Here is a 25226-nt window from a genome sequence, read left to right as displayed (position 1 = left end):
GGCGACAGACCGGCGCGGGTCACAGAAGCCCGGGCGTTAATGTCATTGGCTTGCAGGAACGGAGCCCTCAAGCCGGAGGGCGATCCGCTGCGGCAGATTGCTGCGGCCAGCCTGAGCGGCGCGGTCGATAGCGGCAGCAAACGCGTTCTCGTCGGCACCACCATGGCTCTTGACTACCACGCCCTTGAGGCCAAGCAGACTCGCTCCATTGTAGCAGCCAGGGTCGTGTCGCCGGATCATCGGCCGCAGCGCGGCTCCCAGCAGCGGCGACAGGCAGCGCAGCAACAGATTTGCCGTCAGCGCTTTGCGCAATTCGGCCTGCATATAACCGGCCAGACCTTCGCTGGCCTTAAGCACGACATTGCCGACGAAGCCGTCACAGACCACTACATCCGCATCACCACGGAACAGGCCGTCGCCCTCCACGTGACCGATATAGTTCAGCGCATCGCTCTGGCGCAGCAATTCGCTGGCCTCGCGCACCCGCTGACTACCCTTGTTGACCTCGCTGCCAATGTTCAGCAGACCTACCCTCGGACGCTCAATGCCCGAAAGCTCGCGCGCAGCCTCGGACCCCATCAATGCAAACTGAAAGAGCTGCAGCGCACTGCAATCCACGTTGGCGCCCAGATCAAGCAGATAGCAGGCCTTCCCGGCAACCGGCAACGCAGCCATGATCGCCGGCCGCTCAATCGAATCCAGAGTGCCCAGAATCGAACGCGACAGCACCATCAGCGCACCGGTATTGCCAGCGCTCAGGCAGGCATCAGCCTGCCCGTCCCGCACCTGCTCGATGGCCACGCGCATGGATGCATCCGGCTTGCCGCGCAGAACGCTGGCCGGAGAATCTTCGGCAAGTATGGTTTGAGTCGTGGAAACGCATCGAAAGCGTCCGGATGGAAGCTGATGCTTTTTACAGAGAGGTTCAACCTGTTCGGCATCGCCGACCAGAATCACCTGCAGATCGGAGATCTGCTGCAGGCTGCGGGCTACCGCAGGAATAATGCAACGGGGACCGAAGTCCCCGCCCATCACATCAATCGCAAGACGGATTGACGTCGACAAGACTTACTCTTCGCTATCCTTGTTGACAACCTGACGGCCGCGGTAGAAGCCATCCGGGGTCACATGGTGACGGAGGTGAGTCTCGCCGGTGGTGCTGTCCACGGACAGGGCCGCTGAAGACAGCGCATCGTGTGAACGACGCATGCCGCGTGCTGAACGAGACTTTTTGTTCTGCTGTACTGCCATGACGATAAGCTCCTAAGCTTTCAGGTATCACGTTTTAACGATGCCAGCACACTGAAGGGGTTGGGCTTTTCAGCCGGCTCCTCAGCGTCCACCGGATCGGGGGTATAGCCCGGCGGATGCTCGCATGTTTCCATTGGATGCATTGGAACTGGTGGCAGAGCCAGTAACAGTTCGTCCTCGATCAGCGCATGCAGATCCAGGGGTTCATCATCCACAATAACCGGTTCGTAGTGCTTCGGCAGATTTTTGGCTGCCTCGTCACTTTCGACAAAACCCACGTCACACTGACTGTCGAGCGGTACCACGACCTGCTCGAGACAACGCTGACAGATCAACGCCACCTCGGCCTGGTAGTGCCCGTGCAGGGTAGCAATACCCTGCTCGTCCCGTGCGAAAGCGAGCTTGACCTGAACGTCCCCTGCGGGGGCGTCCAATAGCGCGCTCAACCTGGGCATCTTGACGGCAGCCACCGTTCCCTCGAGAACGATTTCACGGTCAACCAGCTTGCGCGGCTCTATGTGTGCGGGTATGGGTCCAGACATAAGCGCGCAATTCTAGGCATCATGCACCCTGCTGTCAAAACTATTTGCACAATTAAACAGCAGGCAGCTGCAAAGGTTAGGATAGCCGACAACCTTACCGTCGAAGGAGTGCAACATGCTGCCACTGGTACTCGCCTCGGGCTCACCCTACCGCCGCAATCTTCTGGAGCGCCTGGGCCTGCCCTTTGAATGGGCTGCCCCGGACATCAACGAAACACCCGTACCCGACGAAGACGCGGCAGGGCTGACCGAGCGCCTGGCGCTCGCCAAGGCCCGCGCTCTCGCCTCCGCCTGGCCGGCCCACCTGATAATCGGTTCTGACCAGGTACTGCTGCTTGACGGCGCCCCCGTCAGCAAGCCCGGTAATCACGCAGCGGCCTTTGCGCAGCTGAGACGCTGCAACGGCCGCACAGTGCGTTTTTCCACCGCCCTGTGCCTGCTCAACACCCGCACAGGCAAGCATCAGATCGCAGTGGAGCCTTTCGATGTAGTATTTCGCGACTTGACCGACGAGCAGATTGAACGCTATCTGCGCCGGGAGCAGCCCTACGATTGCGCCGGCAGCTTCAAGATGGAGGGCCTGGGTATAACGCTGTTTCATGCATTGCGCGGCGATGACCCCAACAGCCTGATCGGGTTACCCCTGATCAGGCTGTGCGACATGCTTGCACAGGAAGGCTTCAGCCTTCCCTGACCACCTCTAGCGCAGCAGCGGCGCGCTCAAACCCAGGTGAGTGGCCAGAGTATTCCCCATGCTCGCACCGATCTGGCGGGCGAAACGCTCGAAGGCCGACTCGCGGTGAGTGAAATCAACCAACTCCTCGACGCCGACGACATCCCTGGCAACCTTTGAGGTACTGGCGAAGCCATCAATCAACCCCAGGTCCAGCGCCTGCTCACCCGACCAGATAAGGCCGCTGAACATATCCGGATGCTCCTTGAGCCGCTCACCCCGGCCAGCCTTGACCTGATCAATGAACTGTTGATGCACGGTACCCAGCACCCCTTGCCAGAACTCGGTCTCTTCCGGCTTTTCCGGCTGGAAGGGATCAAGGAAGGTCTTGTGCTCGCCCGAGGCATATACGCGGCGTTTGACGCCGAGCTTGTTGAGGGTTTCGACAAAACCGAAGCCCGCAGCGGTCACGCCGATAGACCCCACCAGACTTGCCTTGTCGGCGTAGATCTCGTCGGCGGCCGCAGCGATGTAATAGGCACCCGAAGCGCCGATATCGGTAATCACAGCGTATACCTTGGTATCGGGATGGAGACCGCGCAGCCGGACTATCTCGTCATAGACATAGCCCGATTGAACAGGGCTTCCTCCGGGGCTGTTTATACGCAGCACCACGCCCCGAGTATTTCCATCCTCAAAAGCCTCGCGCAGACTGGTTATCAAGTTGTCGGCACTGGCTTCTTGCTGGTCGGCAATGGGTCCACGCAATTCGATGACCGCCGTATGCGGTTTCAGCGAAGCGGTCCCTTCGCCCGACATCAGCGGCGTAAACAACACGACCGCACCCAACAGGTAAATGAATACCAGGATCTTGAAGAATATGCCCCAGCGCCGCGCCCGACGCTGCTCCTGAATCGACGCCTGCATTGTCCGCTCGATCATCGCCCACGCCTTGCCATTGTCAGCGCCGCTTTGTGCCTGCTCGCGATCAAGCATGGGGCCTTCGGTCCATCTATCCTGTGACATTATCTATCCTCTGCTGTGCAGCCTGTGAGGCGGGCAAGATCCAGCCCTGAAATTCAGTGAACGCATCAATACAATGCTCCGGGCGGCTTTGCAACAGATGCGCTCTGGACTGGGCGCCGTAGCTCGCTGCGACCGCACGCACCCGGGCACTGTGCGCCATGCGTATATCAAATTCGCTATCGCCCAGCATCAACGCACAACTGGCGGGGGTTTCCAGACGATTGAGGATCTCCTCAAGCATCCGCGGATGCGGTTTGCTCAGGGTTTCATCCGCGCAGCGGGTCATATCGAAAAAACCGGTCAGATCATGCGACGCCAATACCCGGTCGAGACCCCGGCGGCTTTTGCCGGTTGCCACTGCCAGCTTGAAGCCCGCGGCGCGAAAGTTTTCCAGCGCCTCCATCACCCCGGGAAACAGACTGGCCGGCTGCTGCTCGAGCGCCACATAATAATCGCTGTATTCCTGCCGCAACTTTTCCGCCAACCAGGGCTCGTCCATGCCGGGAAACAGCGTAGCAATGGCCTCCGGCAGACCCAGCCCGATAATGTCGCGCACAGCCTGATCGGAAGGCACTGCAAGACCGGTCCGTTGCGCGGCATTGGTCATCGCCTCCACAATTCGACTGATGGAGTCGCAGAGAGTGCCGTCCCAATCAAATATCAGGGTCTTGAGCTCAGGCATTGGCAAGCCTGCGCAGGGTATCGTCCCACATCCGGCCCGGCTCGGCCTTCACATCCAGCTGCGTGCCGTCGGGCAGCTCAACGTGCAACGAGGCTGCATGCAGAAACAGCCGCTTGCCGCCCAGCTCTTTTATCTGCTGGGAGAACTCGTCACTGCCATACTTGGGATCGCCGGCAATCACATGGCCAGCATGCCGGGCGTGTACACGGATCTGATGGGTACGGCCGGTGATAGGACGGGCCTCCACCAGGGTAGCGAAGTCGCCAAAACGTTGCACCACACTGAATTCGGTCAACGATTCCTTGCCTTCAGCGTTTACCTCGACCATGCGTTCGCCGGAACGCAAATTGTTTTTCTGCAAGGGCGCGTGCACCTTGCGCGTCGTCGCCGGCCAGTGGCCGCGAACCAGCGCCAGATAACACTTGCGCACGCCGTCGCCGCGCAGGGCGGCGTGCAGGTGACGCAACATGCTGCGCTTCTTGGCAATCATCAGGCAGCCCGAAGTATCCCGGTCGAGGCGGTGCACCAACTCCATCTGTGGAACATCGGGCCGCAACTGACGCATTGCCTCGATAACACCGAAGTTGAGACCGCTACCCCCGTGCACAGCCAGGCCCGCCGGCTTGTTGATCACGATCAGGCCCTTGTCTTCATAGAGGATGTTCTGCTCCAGCGCCTGCAGAATGCCCTGGCCGACCAGGACCGGTTCGTTGGGCTCGGGCAGGCGCACCGGCGGGATACGCACACTGTCGCCAGCCTGCAGACGATAATCCGGCTTGACCCTTCCTTTATTTACGCGCACCTCACCCTTGCGCAGGATTCGGTAGACCAGCGTGCGCGGTGCACCCTTCAGGCGGGTGATCAGATAATTGTCGATACGTTGCCCTGCCAGGTCTTCGGCAATCAGGTCAAACTGGACAGGGGGAGCGGCGGGAGTTGTACTTTCAGTCATCCGCGCATGATACATTTTTTCTTGCAATTGAAGCACTTAAAAAATGCTGTTATATTCGCTGAAGCTGCGTAACAGGCAGCCGGGGAAACAGCAGGCGCATCATCATCGCGCAGCCCCCAGAAACAACGACATATGGGACTTTGCCAGGCGTTTATCAAACAGTAGGCCGGCAAGTCCCATTGATCGACACGCTGGTTGCCAGGTGGCAGCCAGAATATAAACCCGCTCCCGACAAAGCGATGAGCGGCACCCGATCAAGATGGGTAAGTGTCAGGTGGAGATGCACAGCTTCAGGATCATGTGACGAGCGCTGACAGTTGCCCAGCAATATGTCCCCGTTCCCAGTCCGGCTGATTCCTCCCGAAGGCAGTTTTTGAACAGGCCCCCGCTCTGACATGGTCACCGGCGACCTGAAACGCCATCCCAGGCATGCACTACACGTGCATGGGTAGGCATCCGGCGCTGTCGTGGCATGGTCACGCAGGCTTTTTCAAAGACTTCCAGAAACGGTTTATCTGTACTCGCCGTAACAGACAGTATTGCCCTGCCCCATGGCAGCGACATGAAATCTGAACAAGGGCAAGGTTGGCCCAAGCAGAAACACCCCTGACACCTGTCATACGAGTCGCAGGTGCCGTCATTGTGTGATCCGGGCAGCACTGGAAACACAACGGTACTTCATGAAAAGAATGCTGATCAACGCAACTCAACCCGAAGAGTTGCGCGTAGCACTGGTAGATGGCCAGCGCCTGTACGATCTGGATATTGAATCCGGAGCCCGTGAGCAGAAGAAAGCCAACATCTACAAAGGCAAGATCACCCGCGTCGAACCCAGCCTTGAAGCTGCGTTCGTCGATTTCGGCTCCGACCGTCACGGCTTCCTGCCGCTGAAGGAAATATCCCGCGAATACTTCTCCAAGCAGCCTGAAGGCCGCGTCAACATCAAGGAAGTCCTGCGCGAAGGCCAGGAAGTCATCGTCCAGGTCGACAAGGAAGAGCGCGGCAACAAGGGCGCCGCCCTGACCACCTTTATCAGTCTTGCCGGCCGCTATCTGGTACTGATGCCCAACAACCCCCGCGCCGGTGGCATTTCCCGACGCATCGAGGGTGAAGAGCGCAACGACCTGCGCGAAGCCATCAACAGCCTCAACGTACCCGCCGACATGGGCATGATCGTGCGCACCGCCGGCCTGGGCCGCAGCGCCGAAGAACTGCAATGGGACCTCGACTACCTGCTGCAACTCTGGGGCGCGATCAAGGGTGCCTCCGATGAGCGTCCCTCCCCATTCCTGATCTATCAGGAAAGCAACGTCATCATCCGCGCCATCCGTGACTACCTGCGCCAGGACATCGGCGAAGTGCTGATCGACAGCGAAACCGTCAAGGAAGAAGCGCTGAACTTCATCAGCCAGGTCATGCCGCAGTACGCCAGCAAGGTCAAGCTGTACGAAGACACCGTACCGTTGTTCAACCGCTTCCAGATCGAAAGCCAGATTGAAACCGCGTTCGAACGTGAAGTGAAACTGCCGTCCGGCGGCTCGATCGTGATCGACCACACCGAAGCGTTGGTCTCCATCGACATCAACTCCTCGCGCGCCACCAAGGGTGCCGACATCGAGGAAACCGCACTGCAGACCAACCTGGAAGCGGCCGAAGAAATCGCCCGCCAGCTGCGCCTGCGCGACATCGGCGGCCTGATCGTGATCGACTTCATCGACATGTCCCCGGCGAAGAACCAGCGCGCCGTTGAAGAACGCGTCAAGGAAAGCCTGGAAGCCGACCGTGCCCGTGTTCAGGTCGGTCGTATCTCCCGTTTCGGCCTGCTCGAGATGTCCCGCCAGCGCCTGCGTCCGTCCCTGGGCGAGACCAGCGGCATCGTCTGCCCGCGCTGTAATGGCCGTGGCACCATCCGCGACGTCGAGTCCCTGTCGCTGTCGGTACTGCGTCTGATCGAAGAAGAAGCACTGAAGGAACGTACCGCCGAGGTGCGTGCACACGTGCCGATCGCCGTGGCTACCTTCCTGCTCAACGAGAAGCGCGAAGCGCTGGCCAAGACCGAGGAGCGCACCAAGGTACGCCTGCTTATTCTCCCCAGCGAGCACATGGAAACGCCGCACTTCGACGTCCAGCGTCTACGTGACGACCACGAAGCCGTGCTCAATGGCGAGACCAGCTACACCATGAGCAGCGACATCGTTGCCGAAGAACCCACCCCTGTCAGCCAGACCAAGGCGATCGTACGTCAGGAAGCAGCGGTGAAGACCCTGGCTCCCTCGCGCCCGGCACCGACACCGGCAGCAGCACCCGCGCCAGTAGCGGCCACCAAGGCAATTCATGACGCCCAGCCCGGTCTGTTCAAGGGCCTGATCAAATCACTGGTAAGCCTCTTCGCCTCCGAGGAAGAACAGGCGCGCGAAGAGCCTGCCAAGCCAGCAGAAAAAACTGCGAGCAAGCCCGCGGCCCGTGACAGCAAGCGTGGCGAAGAGCGCCGTGGAGGCCGCGGACGTCGTCCGCGCACCGAGCGTGGCGAAAAGCCAGAGCGTAGTGAGCGGCCAGAGCGTGGCGAACGTCCTGAGCGCAAGGCTCCCGCTGCACGAGCTGAAGCGCCGGCTCAGGCAGAGAAGCGTGAAACTCCGGTCGCAGCTGAAAGCAAAACCGGGGAGACCCCCACTCGTCGCCGTCGTCGTGGCACGCCGGAAACGCCTACTGAAGCCAAGCAGGCAGCCCAGGAGCAGAAGCCGGATCAGGACCAGAGCCGCGCAGAAGCCCCCGCAGAGCGTCGTCCGCGTCGCACCGAAGAAAAGCCGGTTGAAGACCATACCGTGACTGGCGAGCAGACCGAGCTCGACACCACCGATACCACCGATGAAGCCTCCGAGGGAGAGCGTCCCAAGCGTCGTTCGCGCAATAGTCAGCGCCGTCGCAACAACCGTCGCACCCGGGTAAACCAGGAAGAGACAAGCGCGAACACCGAAGGTGAGCAGACTACAGAAAACGAGCCGGCGGCCGTCGAGCAGAACCAGCCGGTAGCTGATACCGCGGTAGCTGTTGCGGCTACAGCCGCAGCTTCGGTTGCCAAGGCCGAGGAGCCGATCAACGAGCAGCAAGAGGAAGCTCGCGGCAGCCTGAGCGATGTAACCGAGCCGGTCGAGGCTGGCCTGAAGCAGGCCGCGACCGAGCTGGAAACATCCATTGAGGATGCCGTCCAGGCATTCACCGAGTCGCAGCCCAAGGCGCCTGAGGAAACTGAAGTTGAAGCCGAGCAGGAAACCACCAAGGCACGCGCCGCGGACGTTTCCGAGACCCGTTCTGCACCGACCGAACCGACCGCGGAAGCGACTGATTCGGCCGCCCAGCAGACCAGCGATCCGGCAGTCACAATCAGCGCTGCAGCAACTGACCCAGCCGAGCAGGAGCCGGAAGTGGTGATTCACGCGGAACCGGTGGTACCACCGACACCCGCACTGGAAGAAACCGTCGCAGCCAAGGTCGAAGCCCAGCCAGAGCCGGTAAAGCCTGCCGAGCCGATAATGCCACCGACCGACAGCGGCCGTGCCTACAACGACCCGCGGGAAATTCGTCGCCGCCAGCAGGAAGCCAAGCAACTGGCCGAACAGCAGGCTGCACGCGAGGAATCCGAAGCGGCAACGCCGGTTCAGGATGTCTCAACCCTGCCCGATCAACCGGAAGCCGTGGTCGACCCGGTAGCGCAAAAGTCTGTGGCTGCCGAGCAGACGGCTCCCGCCGAGGACGCGGCAACGACTGAGCCAGAGCAAGCCGAACAGGCGCGCCTTGCCAGCCCGGAACAGGCTGATCTGCCGATTGATACGGTCGAGTCGCCCGCTTCCGCGGACGCGACGGGCGATGAAGACCATCCCGAAACCCATGATCTGCGTCAGCAGCAGGAAGAAAAGCCCAAGCCCTGATCAGGCCAGGCAAACGAAAAAGGGGATGCTTATGCATCCCCTTTTTTTTGTGCGCGTACTGCTGAATCCGTCCTACCCCAACCGCTGCGGCTCCATTTCCAGCAGCAGGCCAAAGCGGTGCTGGACATCCTCTTTTATACGCGCGGCCAGGGAGAGTATGTCGTCACCCCGTGCGCCACCATGATTCACCAGTACCAGGGCCTGCAGTGCATGCACACCCACATTACCTTCGCGCACACCCTTCCAGCCAGACTGCTCGATCAGCCAGCCCGCAGCGACCTTGTAGCGTCCGTCGGGCTGCAAATAATGCGGTATGCCGGGATACAGCGTCTTCAACGCATCCAGCTGGTGTGCAGTGACCAATGGATTCTTGAAGAAGCTCCCGGCATTCCCCAGCTGCGCCGGATCAGGCAACTTGGAGCGGCGGATCTGGCATACCAGAGCGGCCACCACACGCGGGTCCGGCCGCTGCAGACCGGTCGCCTCCCAGGCGCGATCCAGCGGTGCATAGTCGACGCGAATGCTGCCCTGACGCCGCAACTGCAAACGCACGCGAAGAATCACGTAACGCCCCGGCAGTCGCTTGAACACCGACTCGCGATAGGCGAAGTCACAGGCCTTCCGGTCAAACTGGCGAATCTCACCGCTATCGCGGTCCAGCGCATCCAGACTGTGAAAGACGTCCTGCAACTCGACACCGTAGGCACCGATATTCTGTACCGGTGCGGCGCCCAGGGTGCCCGGGATCAGCGAGAGGTTCTCCAGGCCAAAGAGTTCCAGATCCAGCGTCCAGTTAACCAGATCATGCCAGCTCTCGCCGGCCTCGGCCTCTATCAGCACGCTGCCCGCGCTGCGCTGCAACACCTTACGGCCACGGCTGCGCATGGCCACAACCAGACCGCGCAAGGGGCCGGCAATCACCACATTGCTTCCGCCACCGAGCACAGTGACCGGCCAGCCGTTACGCCGGGCCATATCCAGCGCCAGGCGCAATTCCTTGTCGCTGCCCACTTCCGCCAGGCGCTCGGCCTTTTCGGTGATGCCCAGCGAATTGTAGGTTCGCAGGTCAGCCTGCTCACGCACGGCCAGCATCAACGCTGAGCCAGCATGGCCCGCACACGCTCCAGGTCATCAATGGTGTCGATGCCTGCAGCCGGCGCTTCGCACGCATCGGCCACCTGAATCCTGCAACCAAACCATAGCGCGCGTAGCTGCTCGAGGGACTCTGCAGTCTCCAGCGGGCTTGGCGCCCAGCGTACGTAGTCATGCAGGAAGCCGACCTTGTAGGCATACAGCCCGATATGACGGCGAAAGGACATGCCCTCCGGGACTTCGCGGGGCTGCGTGGCAAAGGAATCCCGGCACCAGGGAATGGGCGCCCGACTGAAATACAGTGCGAACCCCTGGTGATCGGTCACCAGCTTGACCACATTCGGATTAAAGATGGCCTCGATGTCCGTCAGCGGCTCGGCCAGCGTGGCAATGCTGGCCTGTGGATGCGAAAGCAGGTTGGCAGCCACCTGATCGATCAGGCTGGGCGGAATCATCGGCTCGTCGCCCTGCACATTCACCACGCAGTCACCGGGGTCGAGCCCCATGCTGGTAACCACCTCCTGCAACCGGTCGGTTCCCGAGGGATGATCGGTGCGGGTCATGACCACGTCCGCGCCAAACGCAGCACAGGCATCAGCAATACGTTGGTCATCGGTGGCGACGGTCACGCTCAAAGCCTGGCTCTTCAGCGCCTGCTCCCATACGTGCCTGATCATCGGCTTGCCGGCGATATCGAGCAATGGCTTGCCGGGCAGACGGGTCGATGCATAGCGGGCCGGAATGATCACATGGAACATGATCAGGTATCCAGCCGCTCGTCGGCGTCCAGGGCGCGGGCTTCGCTCTCCAGCATCACCGGAATACCATCACGGACCGGATAAGCCAGGCCATCGGCGCGGCACCACAGCTCGGTCTTGTCGGCGTTCTGTACCAGCGGGCCCTTGCATAGCGGGCAGGCCAGAATATCAAGCAGCTTGGGGTCCATCGAAAAACTCCTGAAAGGGAAAAGCAGTACGTGAAGACTCGGCCCCGCGCTAGCGCAAGGCGTCGAGCCGTTGCTGCAGAGCCGCAGCAAAGGCATCGCTCAGGGATGCCTCGATACTCAGATACCACCAGTTTGGCCGGGCAAATGCCGAACACTTGATCGCGTCTTTTTCGGTCATGATCAATGGCTGGTCCGGGTCGAAACCGGCGAAGCTGTCGACAGAATAGCGCGCGTGGTCGCTGAACGCATGCCGCACAGGCTCGAAGGATAGCCGTTCCAGGGTAATAAAAAAACGCTCCGGGTTGCCGATGCCGGCCACGGCCGTCACTCGCCTGTCGCCGCGCCACTCCTGCGGCGCGATACGCTCACCACTGCACAGGTTGACCAGCGCAGCCGGCTCCAGCGCCATGGCATAATCCGATCCGGAGTCGGCAGCCGCGCCGTTGCGCACCACAAAGTCGACAGATTGCACCCTCTCTGCCGGCTCACGCAGCGGACCCTCGGGCAGACAGCGTTGATTGCCCAGCCCCCGCGCAGTGTCCACCATAAGGATTTCCAGATCACGCCCCATCCGGTAGTGCTGCAGGCCATCATCGCTGACGATGACATCGACCTGTGCATGCGCCAGAAGATGCTGCGCCGCCCGTGGGCGATCAGAATCGATAACTACCGGTACCCCACAGCGCCTGGCGATCAGCAGAGGCTCGTCCCCCACCGCCGCCGCCTCGTCGTGCGCCGGGTCCAGCAGCCAGGGTGTAGCCTGCGGCGCCGCACCGTAGCCGCGGCTGATCAGGCCGGGACGCAGACCGAGGCTCTGGAGATGGTCAAGCAGCCAGATACACATCGGGGTCTTGCCGGTGCCGCCCAGGGTGATGTTGCCCACCACAATCAGCGGCACCGGCGACTGCCAGACACGTTCGGGATTGTCCCGGTATTGCTGGCGACGCCGGACGACCGCGCGGCTGTAGAGCGCCGATAACGGCCTCAGCACGACCAGCCAGGGTTGCCGGTCATACCAGGCACGGAGCATGAACTGCTCGAAGGAAAATCCCTTCACTGCTCCTCGCCCGCCTCCGTCTGCGTGGTGGTCAGGCGCAGCCGGGTAAAGCCCAGCTGGCCCGCCGCGTCCATCGCCATGATCACCGACTGATGCGGCGTTTGCGCATCGGCCGTGATAATCAGCGGCAAGGAACGGTCACCGGCAGACTCGCGCTCGAGCGCCGTTTTCAGCATATCGACACCCGGTGACGCAAGCGCCCTGTCGTTGATCGCGATATCGCCGCTGGCCGAGATGGTCAGTTCGATCTGTTGCTGCTCCCGGTTTTCCACCTGCTCTCCGGACGCGGCTTCAGGCAAATCCAGCTTGAGCTGGGTTTCGCGGGTAAAGGTCGTTGAAACCATGAAGAAGATCAGCAGCAGAAACACTACATCGATCAGGGGCGTGAGGTTGACACTGGCCTCTTCCTGTCTCTGGCGCCTGAAATTCACGTCCTGGCTCCCTTGCGTGTGCTGCCAACGCGGGATACCGGCTCCTTGCTCACGGGCGCGGCACCGGGCATCTCGACTTCCCGGTTGCCTTGCAGGACCTCGACCAGCTTGGTGGCCTCCTGCTCCATGGCAACCACCAGCTCATCCACGCGGCGTACAAAGAAGCGATGGAAGAACAACGCCGGAATGGCGACGGTGAGGCCCGCCGCAGTGGTAATCAGCGCCTTGGAAATACCGCCAGCCAATACACCGGTGTTGCCGGTGCCCTGAATCATGATCGCGCTGAACACGTCGATCATCCCGATAACGGTGCCCAGCAAACCCAGCAGAGGCGTGATCGCAGCGACTGTCCCGAGGGTATTGAGGTAGCGTTCGAGCTCATGGATAACCTTGCCGGCGGCCTCCTGAATGCTTTCCTTCATGATCTCCCGACCATGCCTTGAGTTGGTCAGACCGGCGGCCATGATCTCGCCCAGCGGAGAGTCACCGCGCAGCGTCCTCAGACGTTCGGCGTCGAGCTTACCTTCGCGCACCCATTGCCAGACCTGACCCAGCAGCGCCGGCGGTGCCACACGGGCACTGCGCAGAGCCCAGAGTCGTTCTATCACAATGGCGGCAGCTATAATCGAAGACAAGATAATCGGCAGCATAAGCCAGCCGCCCGCACTGATCAGTTCCCACACAAGCGATTCCTCCCCAAATGTCCGCATACTCTAGCACAGGGCCAACTGCTTCCTGCGCGCTGTTGTTATTCATGCCAGAAGCGTCTGGCGCTGTCGCGCCAGCCCCAGTCCCAGCGAACGCTGTCGCGCCCGTCGAGGACAAATCGAAGCGCCCCGGCGCGGCTAGTATAAACAGGTTCGACGGCCAATTCGCGGTAGCGCGCCACAACATTTGGATGCGGGTGGTTGAACCTGTTGTGGTGTCCGGAGCTGAATACCACCCAGCTCGGTTCAACCGCGCGAATGAAGGCATAGGATGACGACGTCCGGCTGCCATGGTGCGGCGCCAGCAACAGCTCCGCCGACAGGTTGCGGCCAAGCATCTGGTACTCTCCGCGGATGCCGATATCGCCAGTGAGCAATATAGCGTTCTCGCCGGAGCTGACCCGCAACACACAGGAGCGTTCATTCGCCGGCGCCGGCGCTGGTGCGCTGTAGATGATTTCAAAGTTCACGCCCTCCCAGTTCCAGCTTTCACCGGGCCGACACGCCTGCGCCTGCAGTTCAGGCTCCTGGTCTTCCTGCTGCCCGGCGATAACCCGGCTGACCGGCATACGCTCGACCATAGCCCCAGCACCGCCTGCATGGTCGTTGTCGGCATGACTGAGCAAAAGCACATCAAGGCGGTCGACACCCAGGGTAACCAGCGCCGGATACACCACCGCCTCGCCGAGATCGAACCCACTGGACAGGCGCGCACCGGCATCATAAAGAAGCGCATGCCGACGCGTCTGCAACAGCACCGACAAACCCTGCCCCACGTCCAGGACAGTAACCCAGAGCTCGCCATCGGCCGGCCTCGGCTGCGGGGATGCCAGTAGCACAGGCAGGCAGGCCAACGCCGGAAGCCATACAATCCGGGCAAGCGGACTCAACAATCCGAGAATCCCCACCATCCCCAGCCCCCAGTTGATCCAGCCGGGAAAGGCCAGGTAACTGGGCATATGCCACATGGCGGCCCACTCCAGCGCAACAAAGAGCGCATTCAGCGCCTCGGCAGCTAGCCATAGCAGCCAGGAAATGCCCATCGTCAGCTCCAGTAATGTGCCCAGCAGCGCCGCGGGCACCACCACCAGGCTTACCCAGGGTATCGCAAGGATATTGATCACCGGCGCGATAAGACTGCCCGGCATGCCCCAGAGCAACAGCCACGGCCACAGACCGATGAATATCACCCATTGCGCCCTACCCCAGCGCCACCAGAGCCCGCTCTGGCGCAGCCTGCCGGCCATACCGAAGACCAGCAGGCCCACGGCCATGAAAGACAACCAGAATCCGGCGAGCAGCGGTGCAGCCGGATCGAACATCACCACCAGGCACATTGCAGTCAACCAGAAGAACCAGGGGCCCGGCTGACGGAAAAGCAATCGTGCGAGTAAAACCAGAGTCACCATCAGCAAGGCGCGCTGCGTGGGCACGGCAAAGCCGGCAAGCGCCGCGTAGACAGCCGCCGCGAGAATGGCCAGCGGAGCCGCAAGCCATATGCGCGGGAACGCCAGGCGCAGCAGCCCAAAGCGTCCGAGCAGCGTGATCAGACCGAACACCGCAGCGGCGAGCAAGCCGACATGCAGGCCCGAGATCACCATCAGGTGGCTGGTACCTGTTGCCTGAAGCACCAGCCAGTCCTCCCGGCTCAGAACACTGCGATCACCTACAATCAGCGCCAGCAGCCGCTCCGTTCCCGGCGTGCTCCCCAGCGCAAGCAGTAATCGATCGCGTACATGACTGCGCATGCCATCAATCCCGCCACCCTGCTGCCTATCCAGGCGCTTACCGCTGCGAATACTCGCCAGCGCACCGATTCCCTGAGCGTAAAGCCAGGCCTCGTAATCGAAGGTACCAGGATTCGACATACCGCGGGGCCGTCGCAAACGCGCTTCAAACTGCCAGAATTCACCCTGCATCACCGGCTCTCCGGCATACCAGTGAACACGCATGAAGGGCAGGCTCGCTCCGGTCTCCCTGACGCGTGCATTGCTCAACTGAAAGCGCCAGCCGGTGGCAGTGGCTTCAGGCAGGCCGGCAATCCGTCCCTCGATCGAAAGTGTCTGCTGGTCGAGTTCGTGCGGCAACCGCTCATGCAAGGTGAACCAGTGGCCCGCGAGGGCCCAGATCAGCCCAAAAAGCGCCACTGCAACAAAACGGCCGCCCTGCCCCCACGGCCAGAGCCACAGCGCCAGCAGAAAAAGGCCGCCAACCAGCCACAGGGGCGGCAGCTGCTCGAGCATCAGGGGACTGATCAGGCCGAGGAGAAATGCCGGTAGAAACAGGATCAGGCGGGGGCGGTGCGATACATCCACTGTACCTCCTTCCTTTGCGGTCGGGCAGTAGTCTGCGCCCGACATTCCATGCATAATTGAGCGACATTTCCCTGGCCATCATTCGAAATGCCGCGTCGGTTCCTGAAACGCTACATGCCCAGTCCCGAACGCATAAAGGAAAGCAAATCGCTTCGCTTTATGGGCAGCATGCTGCACGATCCAAACCTGTGGCATCTCAACCGCCACAGCGTTGCGCGGGCAATGGCTATCGGCCTCTTCGTCTCGATGTTGCCCATCCCCATGCAGATGTTGCTCTCGGCCAGTATCGCGATGCCGGCGCGCGCGAACCTTCCGGTATCCGTAGGCCTGGTCTGGCTGACCAATCCGGTCACCATGCCGATGATCTTTTTCGCTGAATACAAGGTCGGCACGATGTTGTTGGGGGCGTCCGAGCGCAGTATGCCAATGGAACTGTCGATGACCTGGCTTATGAGCGAGATCCATCATATCTGGCAGCCGTTGCTGCTCGGCTCAGTTCTGCTTGGGGCTATTCTCGCCGTGACAGGTTATGCCGCCACCATGTTGTATTGGCGAATATGGGTCGGCCGCAACTGGCAAAGACGCAAACTGAGACGCCGTCGGCAGATCTGAGCTCAATCGCAGCCTTGCCCGGCTATTCCACCCTCGTTGCCAGCCGCCCCTCGGTCAGCGTCAGCACGCGATCCATCTGCGACGCCAGCGCCAGATCGTGGGTCACCACCATGAACGCGGTATTCAGGCTCTGGCTGAGCTCCAGCATCAGTTGCTGGATACTGCGCGCAGTGTGCTGATCCAGATTACCGGTGGGCTCATCCAGCAGGACGCAGGCAGGCTGATTGATCAGCGCGCGGGCGATCGCCACCCGTTGGCGCTCGCCGCCTGACAGTTCGCCCGGCTTGTGACCGGTGCGCTCGGCCAGCCCGACACGCTCGAGCATCTGTTGCCCGCGCCGGCGCGCTTCCGGGACGGGTGTTTTGCCGATCAGCAGCGGCATGCAGACGTTTTCCAGCGCGCTGAATTCGGCCAGCAGATGGTGGAACTGATAGACAAATCCCAGCCCACTGTTGCGCAGCCTGCCGCGCTCGGATTCGCGCATGGAGGACATCAGCTTTCCGGCCAGCCAGACCTCCCCCTCGGTCGGCGTATCCAGCCCGCCAAGCAGGTTCAGCATTGTCGTCTTGCCAGACCCGGAGCTACCCACGATAGCTACCCGCTCACCCGCCACCAGTTGCATGTTGATGCCATCGAGCACGCGCAGCCGCTGCGGCCCGATCGCGTATTCCATACTCAGTTGCCGGCACTCCAGAACTACTTCAGTCATAACGCAACGCCTCCGCCGGCTCGGTGCGCGAGGCGCGCCAGGCCGGATACAGTGTAGCCAGGAAGCTCATGCCCAGAGCCGCGGTACAGATCAGTACAACATCGCTCCAGATCAGCTCGGATGGCAAATAGCTGATGAAATACACGTCGGAACTGAGGAACTGGACACCGAACAGGCTTTCCAGTCCCGCCACCATTGCCGACACGTTGAGTGCCGCCAGCACCCCGAGCACGCATCCGGCCAGGGTACCTACCACACCGATAACCGAGCCCTGCACCATGAATATGCCCATGATGGTGCCCGGAGAGGCGCCCAACGTGCGCAGAATAGCGATGTCCGATTTCTTGTCAGTGACCACCATCACCAGGGTGGAAATGATATTGAATGCAGCCACGGCAACGATGAGCAGGAGCAGCAAGCCGATCATGGTCTTTTCCATGCGGATTGCGGCAAAAAGGTTGCCGTGGGTGCGAGTCCAGTCCTGGGCGTAGTAGTCACCCGGCAGCAGCGAGGCCAGTTCCCAGGCAACCCGGGGTGCCTGAAACAGATCACCCAGCCTCACCCGCAAACCCTGGACCTGTCCGGGTTGCCAGCGGGAAAGACGTGCTGCATCCCCGGCGTGGATCAACGCCAGCGAGCTGTCCAGCTCGGCGCCCACCTTGAAGGTGCCCATCACGTGAAACCGCTTGAGCCGGGGGAATACACCGGCCGGAGTGACCGATGCCTCGGGCAGCACGAACGTCAGCTTGTCACCGATACCAACGCCGAAGCGACTGGCGATCTGTTCGCCGACGATGATGCCGAACTCGCCGTCCTGCAGATCGCTCAGGGCACCGCTGGTCATGTGCTGGTCGACGATGGATACCTCGCGTTCCTCTTCCGGAAGAATGCCGTTGACCAGAACAGGAGCTACACTGCCATCATGTGTAAGCATCCCCTGCAGCTGTACAAAGGGTGCTACCGCCTGCACGTCGGGGTGCTCAAGCAGGGTGTCGGCCAGCTCCGGCCAGTTGTCGATGGGCTGCTGTGAGCTCACCGTGGCATGGGGCACCATGCCGAGAATACGGGTGCGCAGTTCCCGGTCGAAACCGTTCATTACCGACAGCACCAGGATCATCACCAGTACGCCGAGGGTCAGACCCAGCATCGAGATCAGTGATATGAAAGAGATGAAATGATTGCGGCGTTTCGCGCGGGTGTAGCGCAGGCCGATAAAGAATGGCAAGGGTCTGAACATGGAGTACCGGTGACCTGTTGGGCAGTGCCCGTTTGAATAGCAGTTCGGGTTGGCATGGTACACTGAAAACGCACATTTGTTCAGCGCTTCGCGAAGGCTCAGGCGGGTCACATGACAGACAGAGACGACGATACAGCAGACGACAAGCGCGATTTTTTCCGAATCCGCGACAGCCTCGCCCTCGATGTGCGCAAGGTCAGCAGCGCCGACCCGGAAGAGGCCGCGTTCGAAGAGCAATCTCCGCTATTCAGTCTGTTGACCGACCTGCACACCCTGGATTACGAATCCCAGCATCTGCTGCGTCAGATTGCCGAGCGGGACCGGGCGCTCGCGCATTATCTGAAGATTATCAACAAGCGCGTGGATCTGGTCAGCAAGGCCCTGGCTCTGCAGCTGGTAGCCGAGATCGGCGAACCGCAGGAGGTGACTCTGAGCGAGGGTGGGATTTCCTTCGACTATGTAGAACCATTGGAAATTGGATCCTGGCTGGCCCTGCGCATGGTCTTGCTGCCCTCGCCCCTCGGTCTGGTTTTGCCCTCCCAGGTAATCCGCTGCGAGACGAATCCTGAAACCGGGCTGTGGACCATAGCGGTGAGTTTCCACGCCCTGGCCGACAACCAGCGCCAACTGCTGGCACGGCACATACTGCAGAAACAGGCACAGGAGATCCGTGCCACCAAGACCCAGGCCACCCTCAAGGAAAGGACACCGACATGAAACACATCACCTCGACACTACTCGCTACCACGCTGGCTTTCGGCGTGACGCTCGCCGTTTTGCCCGTGCATGCCGAAACTGTGGTTATCAAACTCGGGCACCAGTCCTCGGATAACTTCACCGAGATGCCCCAGCGCGGGCTGCGCAAGGGCGCGGTCGCCCAGCGTCATGGTGAGCCCGTCAGGCGGTACGCACCCGTCGGACAGCCGCCGATCACCCGTTGGGACTATTCAGGGTTCAGTGTCTACTTCGAATATGACCGGGTCATCGACAGCGTCCGTCACCGCCAACCGCAGGGTACAGCCGCGCCATGACGCTGATTTACGGTCACCGCGGCGCACGCGGTGAAGCACCGGAGAATACGCTGGCAAGTTTCCGACAGGCCCTGGCAGCCGGCGTCAGGCGTGTAGAGCTGGACCTTCACCTGTCCGCTGATCGGCAGCTCATGGTGATTCACGACCCGACACTCAAGCGCACCACCGGGCTAGGCGGCAAGGTGAGCCAGCACAGTGCGGCGGCGTTGATGCAGCTCGATGCCCGACGAAACGCACCGCCCTGGTCCGAGGCCTGCCCCATTCCCAGCCTGGAACAGCTTTTTCAGGCCTGCCCGGAGTTCGAACACTATCAGCTCGAGGTCAAGAGCGGCTCGAGGACCCAGTCGCGTATCGTGCTGGAGGCAGTCAGTGAATTGGTCGAGCGCTTCGGGCTTCAGCACAAGGTAGTGCTGACATCCAGCAGCCGGACGCTGCTGAAAACGGCGCGCGATGAAACCTACTTCCTGCCCACCGGACTGGTCGAGGAATACGGCCTGATCAACCCGCTGAAAAGCGCGGAGCGCTATGGCTGTCGCTATCTGATATTGAACTGGAAACTGTGCAAGCCAGCACGCATTCGCAAGGCCCAGGCAATGGGTCTGCATGTCTCGGTGTGGACGGTAAATGACCCCGTGATGATGCTGCGTCTGGCCGACATGGGCGTAGACAGCTTGATCACGGATCTGCCGCACCTGGCAGTCGATACCCTGCAGCAGCGCCAGTAAGCAAAAGGCCCCGCATCGCGGGGCCTGGTCGTTCAGCGGCTGTACCGCAAGAGCCTAGAACAGCCGGTTCAAACCATCCAGTGCCGCCACCCGATAGGCTTCCGCCATGGTCGGATAGTTGAAGGTGGTGTTGACGAAGTACTTGATGGTATTCGCTTCACCCGCCTGATTCATGACTGCCTGGCCGATGTGCACGATCTCCGATGCCTGGTCGCCGAAACAATGAATGCCGAGCACCTCCAGCGTTTCGCGGTGAAACAGGATCTTCAGCATGCCGACCTGTTCACTGGTGATCTGCGCGCGGGCCATGCTCTTGAAAAAGGCCTGGCCAATCTCGTACGGCACCTGGGCATCGGTCAGTTCACGCTCGGTCTTGCCCAGCGAGCTGATCTCGGGAATCGTGTAGATACCTGTGGGCACATCATCGACAAAACGCCATGCGTCGTTGCTGACAATGTTGCCGGCGGCCGAACGCCCCTGATCGAATGCGGCGCTGGCCAGGCTCGGCCAGCCGATAACATCGCCCACGGCATAGATATTGGAGATCTCGGTGCGGTAATTTTCATCGACACTGAGTTGCCCGCGGCTGTTCGCCTTCAGGCCGACATTCTCCAGGCCCAGACCGTCCGTGTTGCCGGTGCGGCCGTTGCACCAGAGCAGCGCATCCGCTTTCAGCTTCTTGCCCGACTTGAGATGCAGCACGACACCGCGGCTGTCCAACCCTTCAATCTTGTCGTATTCCTCGTTGTGCCGGATCAATACACTGTTGTTGCGAAGGTGGTAGCTCAACGCATCGGAGATCTCGTCATCGAGGAAACTGAGCAGGCGGTCCCGGTTATTGATCAGGTCCACTTTCACGCCCAGTCCACAGAAAATGGACGCATACTCACAACCAATAACGCCAGCGCCATAGATGATCAATGTACGCGGAGTATGGTTGAGCTTGAGGATGGTATCGCTGTCGTATATCCGCGGATGGTTGAAGTTGACGTCAGCCGGACGATAAGGCCGCGAGCCGGTGGCAATGATGACTTCCTTTGCAATCAGCTTCTCTACCACACCGGAGGCGTTAACCAGCTCGATGGTGTTTTCGTCAGCAAAACTGCCCTTGCCAAAAAACACGTCCACGCGGTTGCGTGCGTAATAGCTGGTCCGCGAGGTGACCTGCTTGGCCATTACCTTTTCGGCGCTTTTCAGCACATCCGGAAAGGAAAACCAGCGGGGCTCGCCGATGGTGCGAAACATCGGATTGGTATTGAAGTGAATGATCTGCTTGACCGAATAGCGCAGCGCCTTGGAGGGGATGGTGCCCAGATGGGTGCAGTTGCCACCAACCAGATTACGCTCCTCTACCACCGCCACCTTGCGACCGTGCTTTGCCGCGTTCATTGCCGCACCTTCGCCAGCCGGGCCGGAACCCAGCACTACCACGTCATAGTTGTATACAGCCATTCACTCATTTCCTTGTTGTGCTCGAGAAGATGCTCTCATCCGCGGCGCGCCATCACTAGTCGACCTTGGTAGCGTCATATCCCAGATCGCTACCCGACTGCTTCTTGCGCGGCTCTATCCCGGCGGTTTCGCTCGCCTCTTCGCACTTCGTGACGTCGCCGCCACAGATACCACAGGACTTGTCCAGGCCGGTCGCGCCAATACCGCCACAGGAGCCGGCAATCGGTTTGCGGCCCATCATGACACCTACGGACATACCAACCACAATCAATGCCATCAACAGGAATGCCAGAAGCCAGACCATATTCTACTCCTCGCTCTTTGTCAGAGCCTCGAACAGGGGTGTGGGCCGGGAAACGAATTCGGCCCCTTCGCGCAGCACGAATAGCGCTGCGACATTGTTATCTTGCGCATACTCCCAGCCCCTTTCGGGACCAAGTACGAGCAACAGGGTAGACAGTCCGTCGGCCATAAGCGTCGACGGATCCATTACCGTTACCGCCGCCAGATCATGCATTACTGGCCAGCCGCTGTGAGGATCGACGGTATGCGAATAGCGCTGACCCTCATACTCGAAATAATTGCGATAGTCGCCCGACGTCGACACAGCATAACCGTTCAGCTCCACGATCAGGCTGGCCATGCGCTCGTCGTCGCGCGGTTCTTCAATTGCTATTCGCCACGGACTGTCACCCGGCTTCGAGCCGGCAGCCTTGATCTCGCCGGTAATCTCGACCATGTAATTTCTGATACCCAGCGCAATGAGGTGTTCCGCCACCCGATCAACCATGTAGCCGGCTGCGAGACCGCTCAGGTCCACGTGCAGGTCACGCTCCTTGCACAACCGTTCACCCTCGATGCGCAGATGCTGCTGGCCGATATTTCCCAGCACGTCGTCGATCGCCGCCGGCTCCGGTACCACCTGCACGCCGTCAGCGCGATGAAATCCCCAGACTTTAAGTAGAGGCCCGACGGTCACATCGAAGCCGCCCTCACTGGCAGTATTGAGTGTCTGCGCCAGACCGACCATATCCAGCACCGACTGCGGCATCGGCTCGCAGGAGCCTGCTGGCAGAGCGTTGAAACGCGACAGTGCCGAATCATCGCGCCAGGTGGACACCTCGGCATCGAACTGATCCAGTTCCTGCTCCAGGCTGGCCTGCAGCGCGTCCGGCGCAGGTGCGCCTTCCACGGGAACCCATTTGACCGAGTAGGTACTGCCCATCGTGGAGCCGGCGATTTCGGAAACCGGTGCCGTGGAATTGAAACAGCCCGCTATGGCTGTTGCCAGGGCAACAACAATAGCGGGCTGAAGGTGACGAAAGAGCACCCTAGCCGCCGAAATCGTCAAGCATGATGTTTTCCGGCTCGACACCCATATCCTGCAGCATCTTGATCACCGAAGCGTTCATCATCGGTGGACCACACATGTAGTACTCGCAGTCTTCCGGAGCCGGATGGTCCTTCAGATAGCTGTCCAGAAGCACGTTATGGATAAAGCCGGTAGGACCCTTCCAGTTATCTTCGGGCAACGCATCGGACAGCGCCAGATGCCATTGAAAGTTCTCGTGTTCTTCCTGCAACTTGTCGAATTCCTCGACATAGAAGGCTTCACGCAGCGAGCGCGCACCGTACCAAAAGCTGATCTTGCGATCGGTCTTGATCCGGCCCAGCTGGTCGAAGATGTGCGAACGCATTGGCGCCATGCCCGCACCACCACCGATGAAGACCATCTCGGCATCGGTCTCCTTGGCAAAGAATTCACCGAAGGGACCGTATACCGTGACCTTGTCACCGGGCTTGAGTGCAAAACACCAAGAGGACATCTTGCCCGGAGGCAGGTCGTCACGGCCGGGTGGCGGCGAAGCCACACGCAGGTTGAACTTCACTACACCGCGCTCTTCCGGATAGTTGGCCATCGAGTAGGCACGGATTACCGTTTCGTCGACCTTGGACACGAACCGCCACATGTCGAACTTGTCCCAGTCACCACGGAATTCGGGCTGAATGTCGAAATCCTTGTAATACACGGTGTGCGGCGGGCATTCGAGCTGCACATAACCACCAGCGCGGAAGTCGACGTTTTCGCCTTCCGGCAATTTCAGCGTCAGCTCCTTGATGAAGGTTGCCACGTTGGGGTTGGCCTCAACGGTGCATTCCCATTTCTTAACGCCGAAGACTTCTTCCGGCACTTCGATCTTCATGTCCTGCTTGACCGGAGCCTGGCAGGACAGACGCCAGCCTTCGTTGGCCTCGCGCTTGGTGAAATGCGATTCCTCGGTGGGCAGCATGGAACCGCCGCCCTCCTCCACAATGCATTTGCACTGGGCACAGGTACCGCCGCCGCCACAGGCGGAGGACAGGAAAATACCGTTATTGGACAGGGTGTTTAGCAGCTTGCCACCGGCGGGCACAGTGATGGTGCGCTCGCCGTTGATCTCGATGGTGATGTCACCGCTGGTCACCAGTTTGGAGCGGGCGATCAGGATCACGGCTACCAGAAACAACACGATCGCCGTGAACATCCCCACGCCCAGAAAAATTTCCATGTTCATCAGTTACAGCTCCTGTTTACAGTTGCACGCCGGAGAACGACATGAACCCCAGGGACATGAGCCCCACGGTGATGAAGGTAATACCCAGACCACGCAGGCCATCAGGAACATCGCTGTACTTGAGCTTCTCGCGAATACCCGCCAGCGCAACAATCGCCAGGGCCCAGCCGACACCCGCGCCGAAGCCGTAGACGATGCTCTCGTCCAGGGAGTAGTCACGCTCAACCATGAACAGTGAAGCACCCAGAATCGCGCAGTTCACGGTGATCAGCGGCAGGAACACACCCAGCGCGTTGTAGAGCGCAGGCACGAACTTGTCCAGCAGCATCTCGAGGATCTGTACCAGCGCAGCAATCACACCGATATAACTGAGCAGCCCGAGGAAACTCAGGTCCACGTTGGGCAGACCAGCCCAGGCCAGCGCACCATCGCGCAACAGATAGGTGTAGATAAGGTTGTTAGCCGGCACGGTGATGGTCAGCACCACCACAACCGCGATACCCAGACCCAGCGACGTTTGTACCTTTTTCGATATCGCGATAAAGGTACACATGCCGAGGAAGAACGCCAGAGCCATGTTCTCGACGAAAATGGCCCGCACCATCAGGCTTATATAGTGTTCAATCATGGCTTACATAGCCTCCTTCAGGGCACGGCTCTGCGGCGCCATCTTGAACTCCGGCTCTTCCACCTGTTCGGTCTTCCAGGAGCGCAGCGCCCAGATGATCAGACCGATGATGAAGAACGCCGACGGCGGCAGCAGCAACAGACCGTTTGGCTGATACCAGCCACCGGCATTGACCAGCGGCAGTATCTCGAAGCCGAGCAGTTTGCCCGCACCGAACAGCTCACGTATCACTGCGACCACGATGAGGATGAAGCTGTATCCCAGACCGTTACCTATCCCGTCGAGGAAGCTCATGTGCGGTGGGTTCTGCATCGCAAAGGCTTCCGCACGACCCATCACGATACAGTTGGTGATGATCAGGCCGACGAACACAGAAAGCTGCTTGCTGATGTTGTAGGCGTAGGCCTTGAGGACCTGATCGACCACGATTACCAGCGACGCGATGATCACCATCTGCACAATCATGCGGATCGAGCCGGGAATATGGCTGCGAATGCTCGAGATGAACAGGTTGGAAAATGCTGTCACCGACGTCAGAGCCAGACACATCACCAGCGTGACGCTCAGGCTGGTGGTGACGGCCAGGGCCGAGCAGATCCCGAGGATCTGCAGGGCAATCGGGTTGTTACTGAAAATAGGTTCGAAGAGCACCTGTCTGGCGCTTTGCTTGGCCATGA

General features: G+C 60.4%; 27 protein-coding genes. 6 read left to right on the top strand and 21 right to left on the bottom strand.

Annotation, left to right across the window (positions count from 1 at the left end; translation table 11 throughout):
- Positions 1-42: 42 nt before the first annotated feature.
- The 3 genes from plsX to ABYA88_RS03250 are packed head-to-tail and all read right to left on the bottom strand — an operon-like array spanning position 43 to position 1793.
- On the bottom strand, positions 43-1065 hold the full coding sequence (gene plsX, locus ABYA88_RS03260; RefSeq protein ID WP_373185449.1) for a phosphate acyltransferase PlsX: 1023 nt from the start codon (positions 1063-1065) through the stop codon (positions 43-45).
- A 3-nt stretch (positions 1066-1068) separates the two neighbouring features.
- Positions 1069-1251, bottom strand: a complete 183-nt coding sequence (gene rpmF / locus ABYA88_RS03255; RefSeq protein WP_150276786.1) for a 50S ribosomal protein L32 — start codon at positions 1249-1251, stop codon at positions 1069-1071.
- A 20-nt stretch (positions 1252-1271) separates the two neighbouring features.
- Positions 1272-1793 carry a YceD family protein gene (locus ABYA88_RS03250; RefSeq protein ID WP_373185448.1) on the bottom strand — a complete coding sequence of 174 codons (522 nt, stop codon included), beginning with the start codon at positions 1791-1793 and terminating at the stop codon, positions 1272-1274.
- A 115-nt stretch (positions 1794-1908) separates the two neighbouring features.
- Here ABYA88_RS03250 and ABYA88_RS03245 point away from each other — a divergent pair, with 115 nt between their 5' ends.
- A complete protein-coding gene (locus ABYA88_RS03245; protein WP_373185447.1) occupies positions 1909-2487 on the top strand; it encodes a nucleoside triphosphate pyrophosphatase in 579 nt (192 codons plus the stop codon).
- Positions 2488-2493: 6 nt separating this feature from the next.
- On the opposite strand, the gene ABYA88_RS03240 is transcribed toward ABYA88_RS03245, so the two are convergent.
- From ABYA88_RS03240 to rluC, 3 genes are read right to left on the bottom strand one after another with little or no spacing between them, the layout of a single operon-like run.
- On the bottom strand, positions 2494-3492 hold the full coding sequence (locus tag ABYA88_RS03240; protein ID WP_373185446.1) for a S49 family peptidase: 999 nt from the start codon (positions 3490-3492) through the stop codon (positions 2494-2496).
- Entirely contained in the window at positions 3479-4174 is a 696-nt protein-coding gene (locus ABYA88_RS03235; RefSeq protein WP_373185445.1) for an HAD-IA family hydrolase, read from the bottom strand. The genes ABYA88_RS03240 and ABYA88_RS03235 overlap by 14 nt, the downstream gene beginning before the upstream one ends.
- Positions 4167-5126 carry a 23S rRNA pseudouridine(955/2504/2580) synthase RluC gene (gene rluC, locus ABYA88_RS03230; protein ID WP_373185444.1) on the bottom strand — a complete coding sequence of 320 codons (960 nt, stop codon included), beginning with the start codon at positions 5124-5126 and terminating at the stop codon, positions 4167-4169. Before rluC ends, ABYA88_RS03235 begins: the two co-directional genes overlap by 8 nt.
- A 680-nt stretch (positions 5127-5806) precedes the next feature.
- Here rluC and rne point away from each other — a divergent pair.
- On the top strand, positions 5807-9052 hold the full coding sequence (rne, locus tag ABYA88_RS03225; RefSeq protein WP_373185443.1) for a ribonuclease E: 3246 nt from the start codon (positions 5807-5809) through the stop codon (positions 9050-9052).
- Positions 9053-9124: 72 nt separating this feature from the next.
- On the opposite strand, the gene murB is transcribed toward rne, so the two are convergent.
- The 7 genes from murB to ABYA88_RS03190 form a co-directional block, all read right to left on the bottom strand.
- Positions 9125-10147 carry a UDP-N-acetylmuramate dehydrogenase gene (gene murB / locus ABYA88_RS03220; RefSeq protein ID WP_373185442.1) on the bottom strand — a complete coding sequence of 341 codons (1023 nt, stop codon included), beginning with the start codon at positions 10145-10147 and terminating at the stop codon, positions 9125-9127.
- Positions 10144-10902, bottom strand: a complete 759-nt coding sequence (gene kdsB / locus ABYA88_RS03215; RefSeq protein WP_373185441.1) for a 3-deoxy-manno-octulosonate cytidylyltransferase — start codon at positions 10900-10902, stop codon at positions 10144-10146. Before kdsB ends, murB begins: the two co-directional genes overlap by 4 nt.
- A 2-nt stretch (positions 10903-10904) precedes the next feature.
- Positions 10905-11090 carry a Trm112 family protein gene (locus ABYA88_RS03210; protein ID WP_373185440.1) on the bottom strand — a complete coding sequence of 62 codons (186 nt, stop codon included), beginning with the start codon at positions 11088-11090 and terminating at the stop codon, positions 10905-10907.
- A gap of 49 nt (positions 11091-11139) precedes the next feature.
- Complete coding sequence (lpxK, locus tag ABYA88_RS03205) at positions 11140-12120, bottom strand: tetraacyldisaccharide 4'-kinase (protein WP_373185466.1); 981 nt, start codon at positions 12118-12120, stop codon at positions 11140-11142.
- A gap of 23 nt (positions 12121-12143) precedes the next feature.
- Entirely contained in the window at positions 12144-12578 is a 435-nt protein-coding gene (locus ABYA88_RS03200) for an ExbD/TolR family protein (protein ID WP_373185439.1), read from the bottom strand.
- Positions 12575-13261, bottom strand: coding sequence for a MotA/TolQ/ExbB proton channel family protein (locus tag ABYA88_RS03195; protein ID WP_373185438.1), 687 nt, complete (start codon positions 13259-13261; stop codon positions 12575-12577). The genes ABYA88_RS03200 and ABYA88_RS03195 overlap by 4 nt, the downstream gene beginning before the upstream one ends.
- Positions 13262-13326: 65 nt before the next feature.
- On the bottom strand, positions 13327-15600 hold the full coding sequence (locus tag ABYA88_RS03190; RefSeq protein ID WP_373185437.1) for a DNA internalization-related competence protein ComEC/Rec2: 2274 nt from the start codon (positions 15598-15600) through the stop codon (positions 13327-13329).
- Between the two features lie 87 nt (positions 15601-15687).
- Between ABYA88_RS03190 and ABYA88_RS03185 the strand changes: the two genes are divergently transcribed.
- Positions 15688-16212 (top strand): DUF2062 domain-containing protein, encoded by a 525-nt coding sequence (locus tag ABYA88_RS03185; RefSeq protein ID WP_373185436.1) that lies wholly within the window; start codon positions 15688-15690, stop codon positions 16210-16212.
- Positions 16213-16234: 22 nt separating this feature from the next.
- Here the strand turns inward: ABYA88_RS03185 and lolD are convergent, their stop codons facing one another.
- Both lolD and ABYA88_RS03175 read right to left on the bottom strand, forming a co-directional pair.
- On the bottom strand, positions 16235-16921 hold the full coding sequence (gene lolD, locus ABYA88_RS03180) for a lipoprotein-releasing ABC transporter ATP-binding protein LolD (RefSeq protein WP_373185435.1): 687 nt from the start codon (positions 16919-16921) through the stop codon (positions 16235-16237).
- Positions 16914-18158, bottom strand: coding sequence for a lipoprotein-releasing ABC transporter permease subunit (locus ABYA88_RS03175; RefSeq protein WP_373185434.1), 1245 nt, complete (start codon positions 18156-18158; stop codon positions 16914-16916). Before ABYA88_RS03175 ends, lolD begins: the two co-directional genes overlap by 8 nt.
- A 111-nt stretch (positions 18159-18269) precedes the next feature.
- Here ABYA88_RS03175 and ABYA88_RS03170 point away from each other — a divergent pair, with 111 nt between their 5' ends.
- From ABYA88_RS03170 to ABYA88_RS03160, 3 genes are read left to right on the top strand one after another with little or no spacing between them, the layout of a single operon-like run.
- Positions 18270-18875 carry a PilZ domain-containing protein gene (locus ABYA88_RS03170; RefSeq protein WP_373185433.1) on the top strand — a complete coding sequence of 202 codons (606 nt, stop codon included), beginning with the start codon at positions 18270-18272 and terminating at the stop codon, positions 18873-18875.
- Positions 18872-19189 carry a phosphodiesterase gene (locus tag ABYA88_RS03165; RefSeq protein WP_373185432.1) on the top strand — a complete coding sequence of 106 codons (318 nt, stop codon included), beginning with the start codon at positions 18872-18874 and terminating at the stop codon, positions 19187-19189. Before ABYA88_RS03170 ends, ABYA88_RS03165 begins: the two co-directional genes overlap by 4 nt.
- Positions 19186-19914 (top strand): glycerophosphodiester phosphodiesterase, encoded by a 729-nt coding sequence (locus ABYA88_RS03160; protein ID WP_373185431.1) that lies wholly within the window; start codon positions 19186-19188, stop codon positions 19912-19914. Before ABYA88_RS03165 ends, ABYA88_RS03160 begins: the two co-directional genes overlap by 4 nt.
- A 54-nt stretch (positions 19915-19968) precedes the next feature.
- Here the strand turns inward: ABYA88_RS03160 and sthA are convergent, their stop codons facing one another.
- Genes sthA through ABYA88_RS03130 form a run of 6 tightly spaced genes read right to left on the bottom strand, consistent with a single transcriptional unit; the run spans position 19969 to position 25224 of the window.
- Positions 19969-21366, bottom strand: a complete 1398-nt coding sequence (sthA, locus tag ABYA88_RS03155) for a Si-specific NAD(P)(+) transhydrogenase (RefSeq protein ID WP_373185430.1) — start codon at positions 21364-21366, stop codon at positions 19969-19971.
- Positions 21367-21421: 55 nt separating this feature from the next.
- On the bottom strand, positions 21422-21670 hold the full coding sequence (nqrM, locus tag ABYA88_RS03150; RefSeq protein ID WP_373185429.1) for a (Na+)-NQR maturation NqrM: 249 nt from the start codon (positions 21668-21670) through the stop codon (positions 21422-21424).
- Between the two features lie 3 nt (positions 21671-21673).
- On the bottom strand, positions 21674-22696 hold the full coding sequence (locus ABYA88_RS03145) for an FAD:protein FMN transferase (RefSeq protein WP_373185428.1): 1023 nt from the start codon (positions 22694-22696) through the stop codon (positions 21674-21676).
- 1 nt (position 22697) lies between these two features.
- Positions 22698-23924 carry an NADH:ubiquinone reductase (Na(+)-transporting) subunit F gene (nqrF, locus tag ABYA88_RS03140; protein WP_373185465.1) on the bottom strand — a complete coding sequence of 409 codons (1227 nt, stop codon included), beginning with the start codon at positions 23922-23924 and terminating at the stop codon, positions 22698-22700.
- A gap of 13 nt (positions 23925-23937) precedes the next feature.
- Entirely contained in the window at positions 23938-24546 is a 609-nt protein-coding gene (gene nqrE / locus ABYA88_RS03135) for an NADH:ubiquinone reductase (Na(+)-transporting) subunit E (protein WP_373185464.1), read from the bottom strand.
- 6 nt (positions 24547-24552) lie between these two features.
- A complete protein-coding gene (locus tag ABYA88_RS03130; protein ID WP_373185427.1) occupies positions 24553-25224 on the bottom strand; it encodes an NADH:ubiquinone reductase (Na(+)-transporting) subunit D in 672 nt (223 codons plus the stop codon).
- Between the last annotated feature and the right edge of the window lie 2 nt (positions 25225-25226).

The organism is Halopseudomonas sp. (assembly GCF_041579695.1).
Lineage (GTDB): Bacteria > Pseudomonadota > Gammaproteobacteria > Pseudomonadales > Pseudomonadaceae > Halopseudomonas.
This window is presented reverse-complemented; position numbering and strand designations above follow the sequence as displayed.

Bases quoted from the DNA above. Each gene is read 5' to 3' on its own strand.
- rpmF (WP_150276786.1), bottom strand. From the start codon at position 1,251: ATGGCAGTACAGCAGAACAAAAAGTCTCGTTCAGCACGCGGCATGCGT.
- ABYA88_RS03250 (WP_373185448.1), bottom strand. From the start codon at position 1,793: ATGTCTGGACCCATACCCGCACACATAGAGCCGCGCAAGCTGGTTGAC.
- ABYA88_RS03245 (WP_373185447.1), top strand. From the start codon at position 1,909: ATGCTGCCACTGGTACTCGCCTCGGGCTCACCCTACCGCCGCAATCTT.
- ABYA88_RS03240 (WP_373185446.1), bottom strand. From the start codon at position 3,492: ATGTCACAGGATAGATGGACCGAAGGCCCCATGCTTGATCGCGAGCAG.
- ABYA88_RS03235 (WP_373185445.1), bottom strand. From the start codon at position 4,174: ATGCCTGAGCTCAAGACCCTGATATTTGATTGGGACGGCACTCTCTGC.
- rluC (WP_373185444.1), bottom strand. From the start codon at position 5,126: ATGACTGAAAGTACAACTCCCGCCGCTCCCCCTGTCCAGTTTGACCTG.
- rne (WP_373185443.1), top strand. From the start codon at position 5,807: ATGAAAAGAATGCTGATCAACGCAACTCAACCCGAAGAGTTGCGCGTA.
- kdsB (WP_373185441.1), bottom strand. From the start codon at position 10,902: ATGTTCCATGTGATCATTCCGGCCCGCTATGCATCGACCCGTCTGCCC.
- ABYA88_RS03210 (WP_373185440.1), bottom strand. From the start codon at position 11,090: ATGGACCCCAAGCTGCTTGATATTCTGGCCTGCCCGCTATGCAAGGGC.
- lpxK (WP_373185466.1), bottom strand. From the start codon at position 12,120: ATGCTCCGTGCCTGGTATGACCGGCAACCCTGGCTGGTCGTGCTGAGG.
- ABYA88_RS03185 (WP_373185436.1), top strand. From the start codon at position 15,688: ATGCCGCGTCGGTTCCTGAAACGCTACATGCCCAGTCCCGAACGCATA.
- lolD (WP_373185435.1), bottom strand. From the start codon at position 16,921: ATGACTGAAGTAGTTCTGGAGTGCCGGCAACTGAGTATGGAATACGCG.
- ABYA88_RS03175 (WP_373185434.1), bottom strand. From the start codon at position 18,158: ATGTTCAGACCCTTGCCATTCTTTATCGGCCTGCGCTACACCCGCGCG.
- ABYA88_RS03170 (WP_373185433.1), top strand. From the start codon at position 18,270: ATGACAGACAGAGACGACGATACAGCAGACGACAAGCGCGATTTTTTC.
- ABYA88_RS03165 (WP_373185432.1), top strand. From the start codon at position 18,872: ATGAAACACATCACCTCGACACTACTCGCTACCACGCTGGCTTTCGGC.
- ABYA88_RS03160 (WP_373185431.1), top strand. From the start codon at position 19,186: ATGACGCTGATTTACGGTCACCGCGGCGCACGCGGTGAAGCACCGGAG.
- sthA (WP_373185430.1), bottom strand. From the start codon at position 21,366: ATGGCTGTATACAACTATGACGTGGTAGTGCTGGGTTCCGGCCCGGCT.
- nqrM (WP_373185429.1), bottom strand. From the start codon at position 21,670: ATGGTCTGGCTTCTGGCATTCCTGTTGATGGCATTGATTGTGGTTGGT.
- ABYA88_RS03130 (WP_373185427.1), bottom strand. From the start codon at position 25,224: ATGGCCAAGCAAAGCGCCAGACAGGTGCTCTTCGAACCTATTTTCAGT.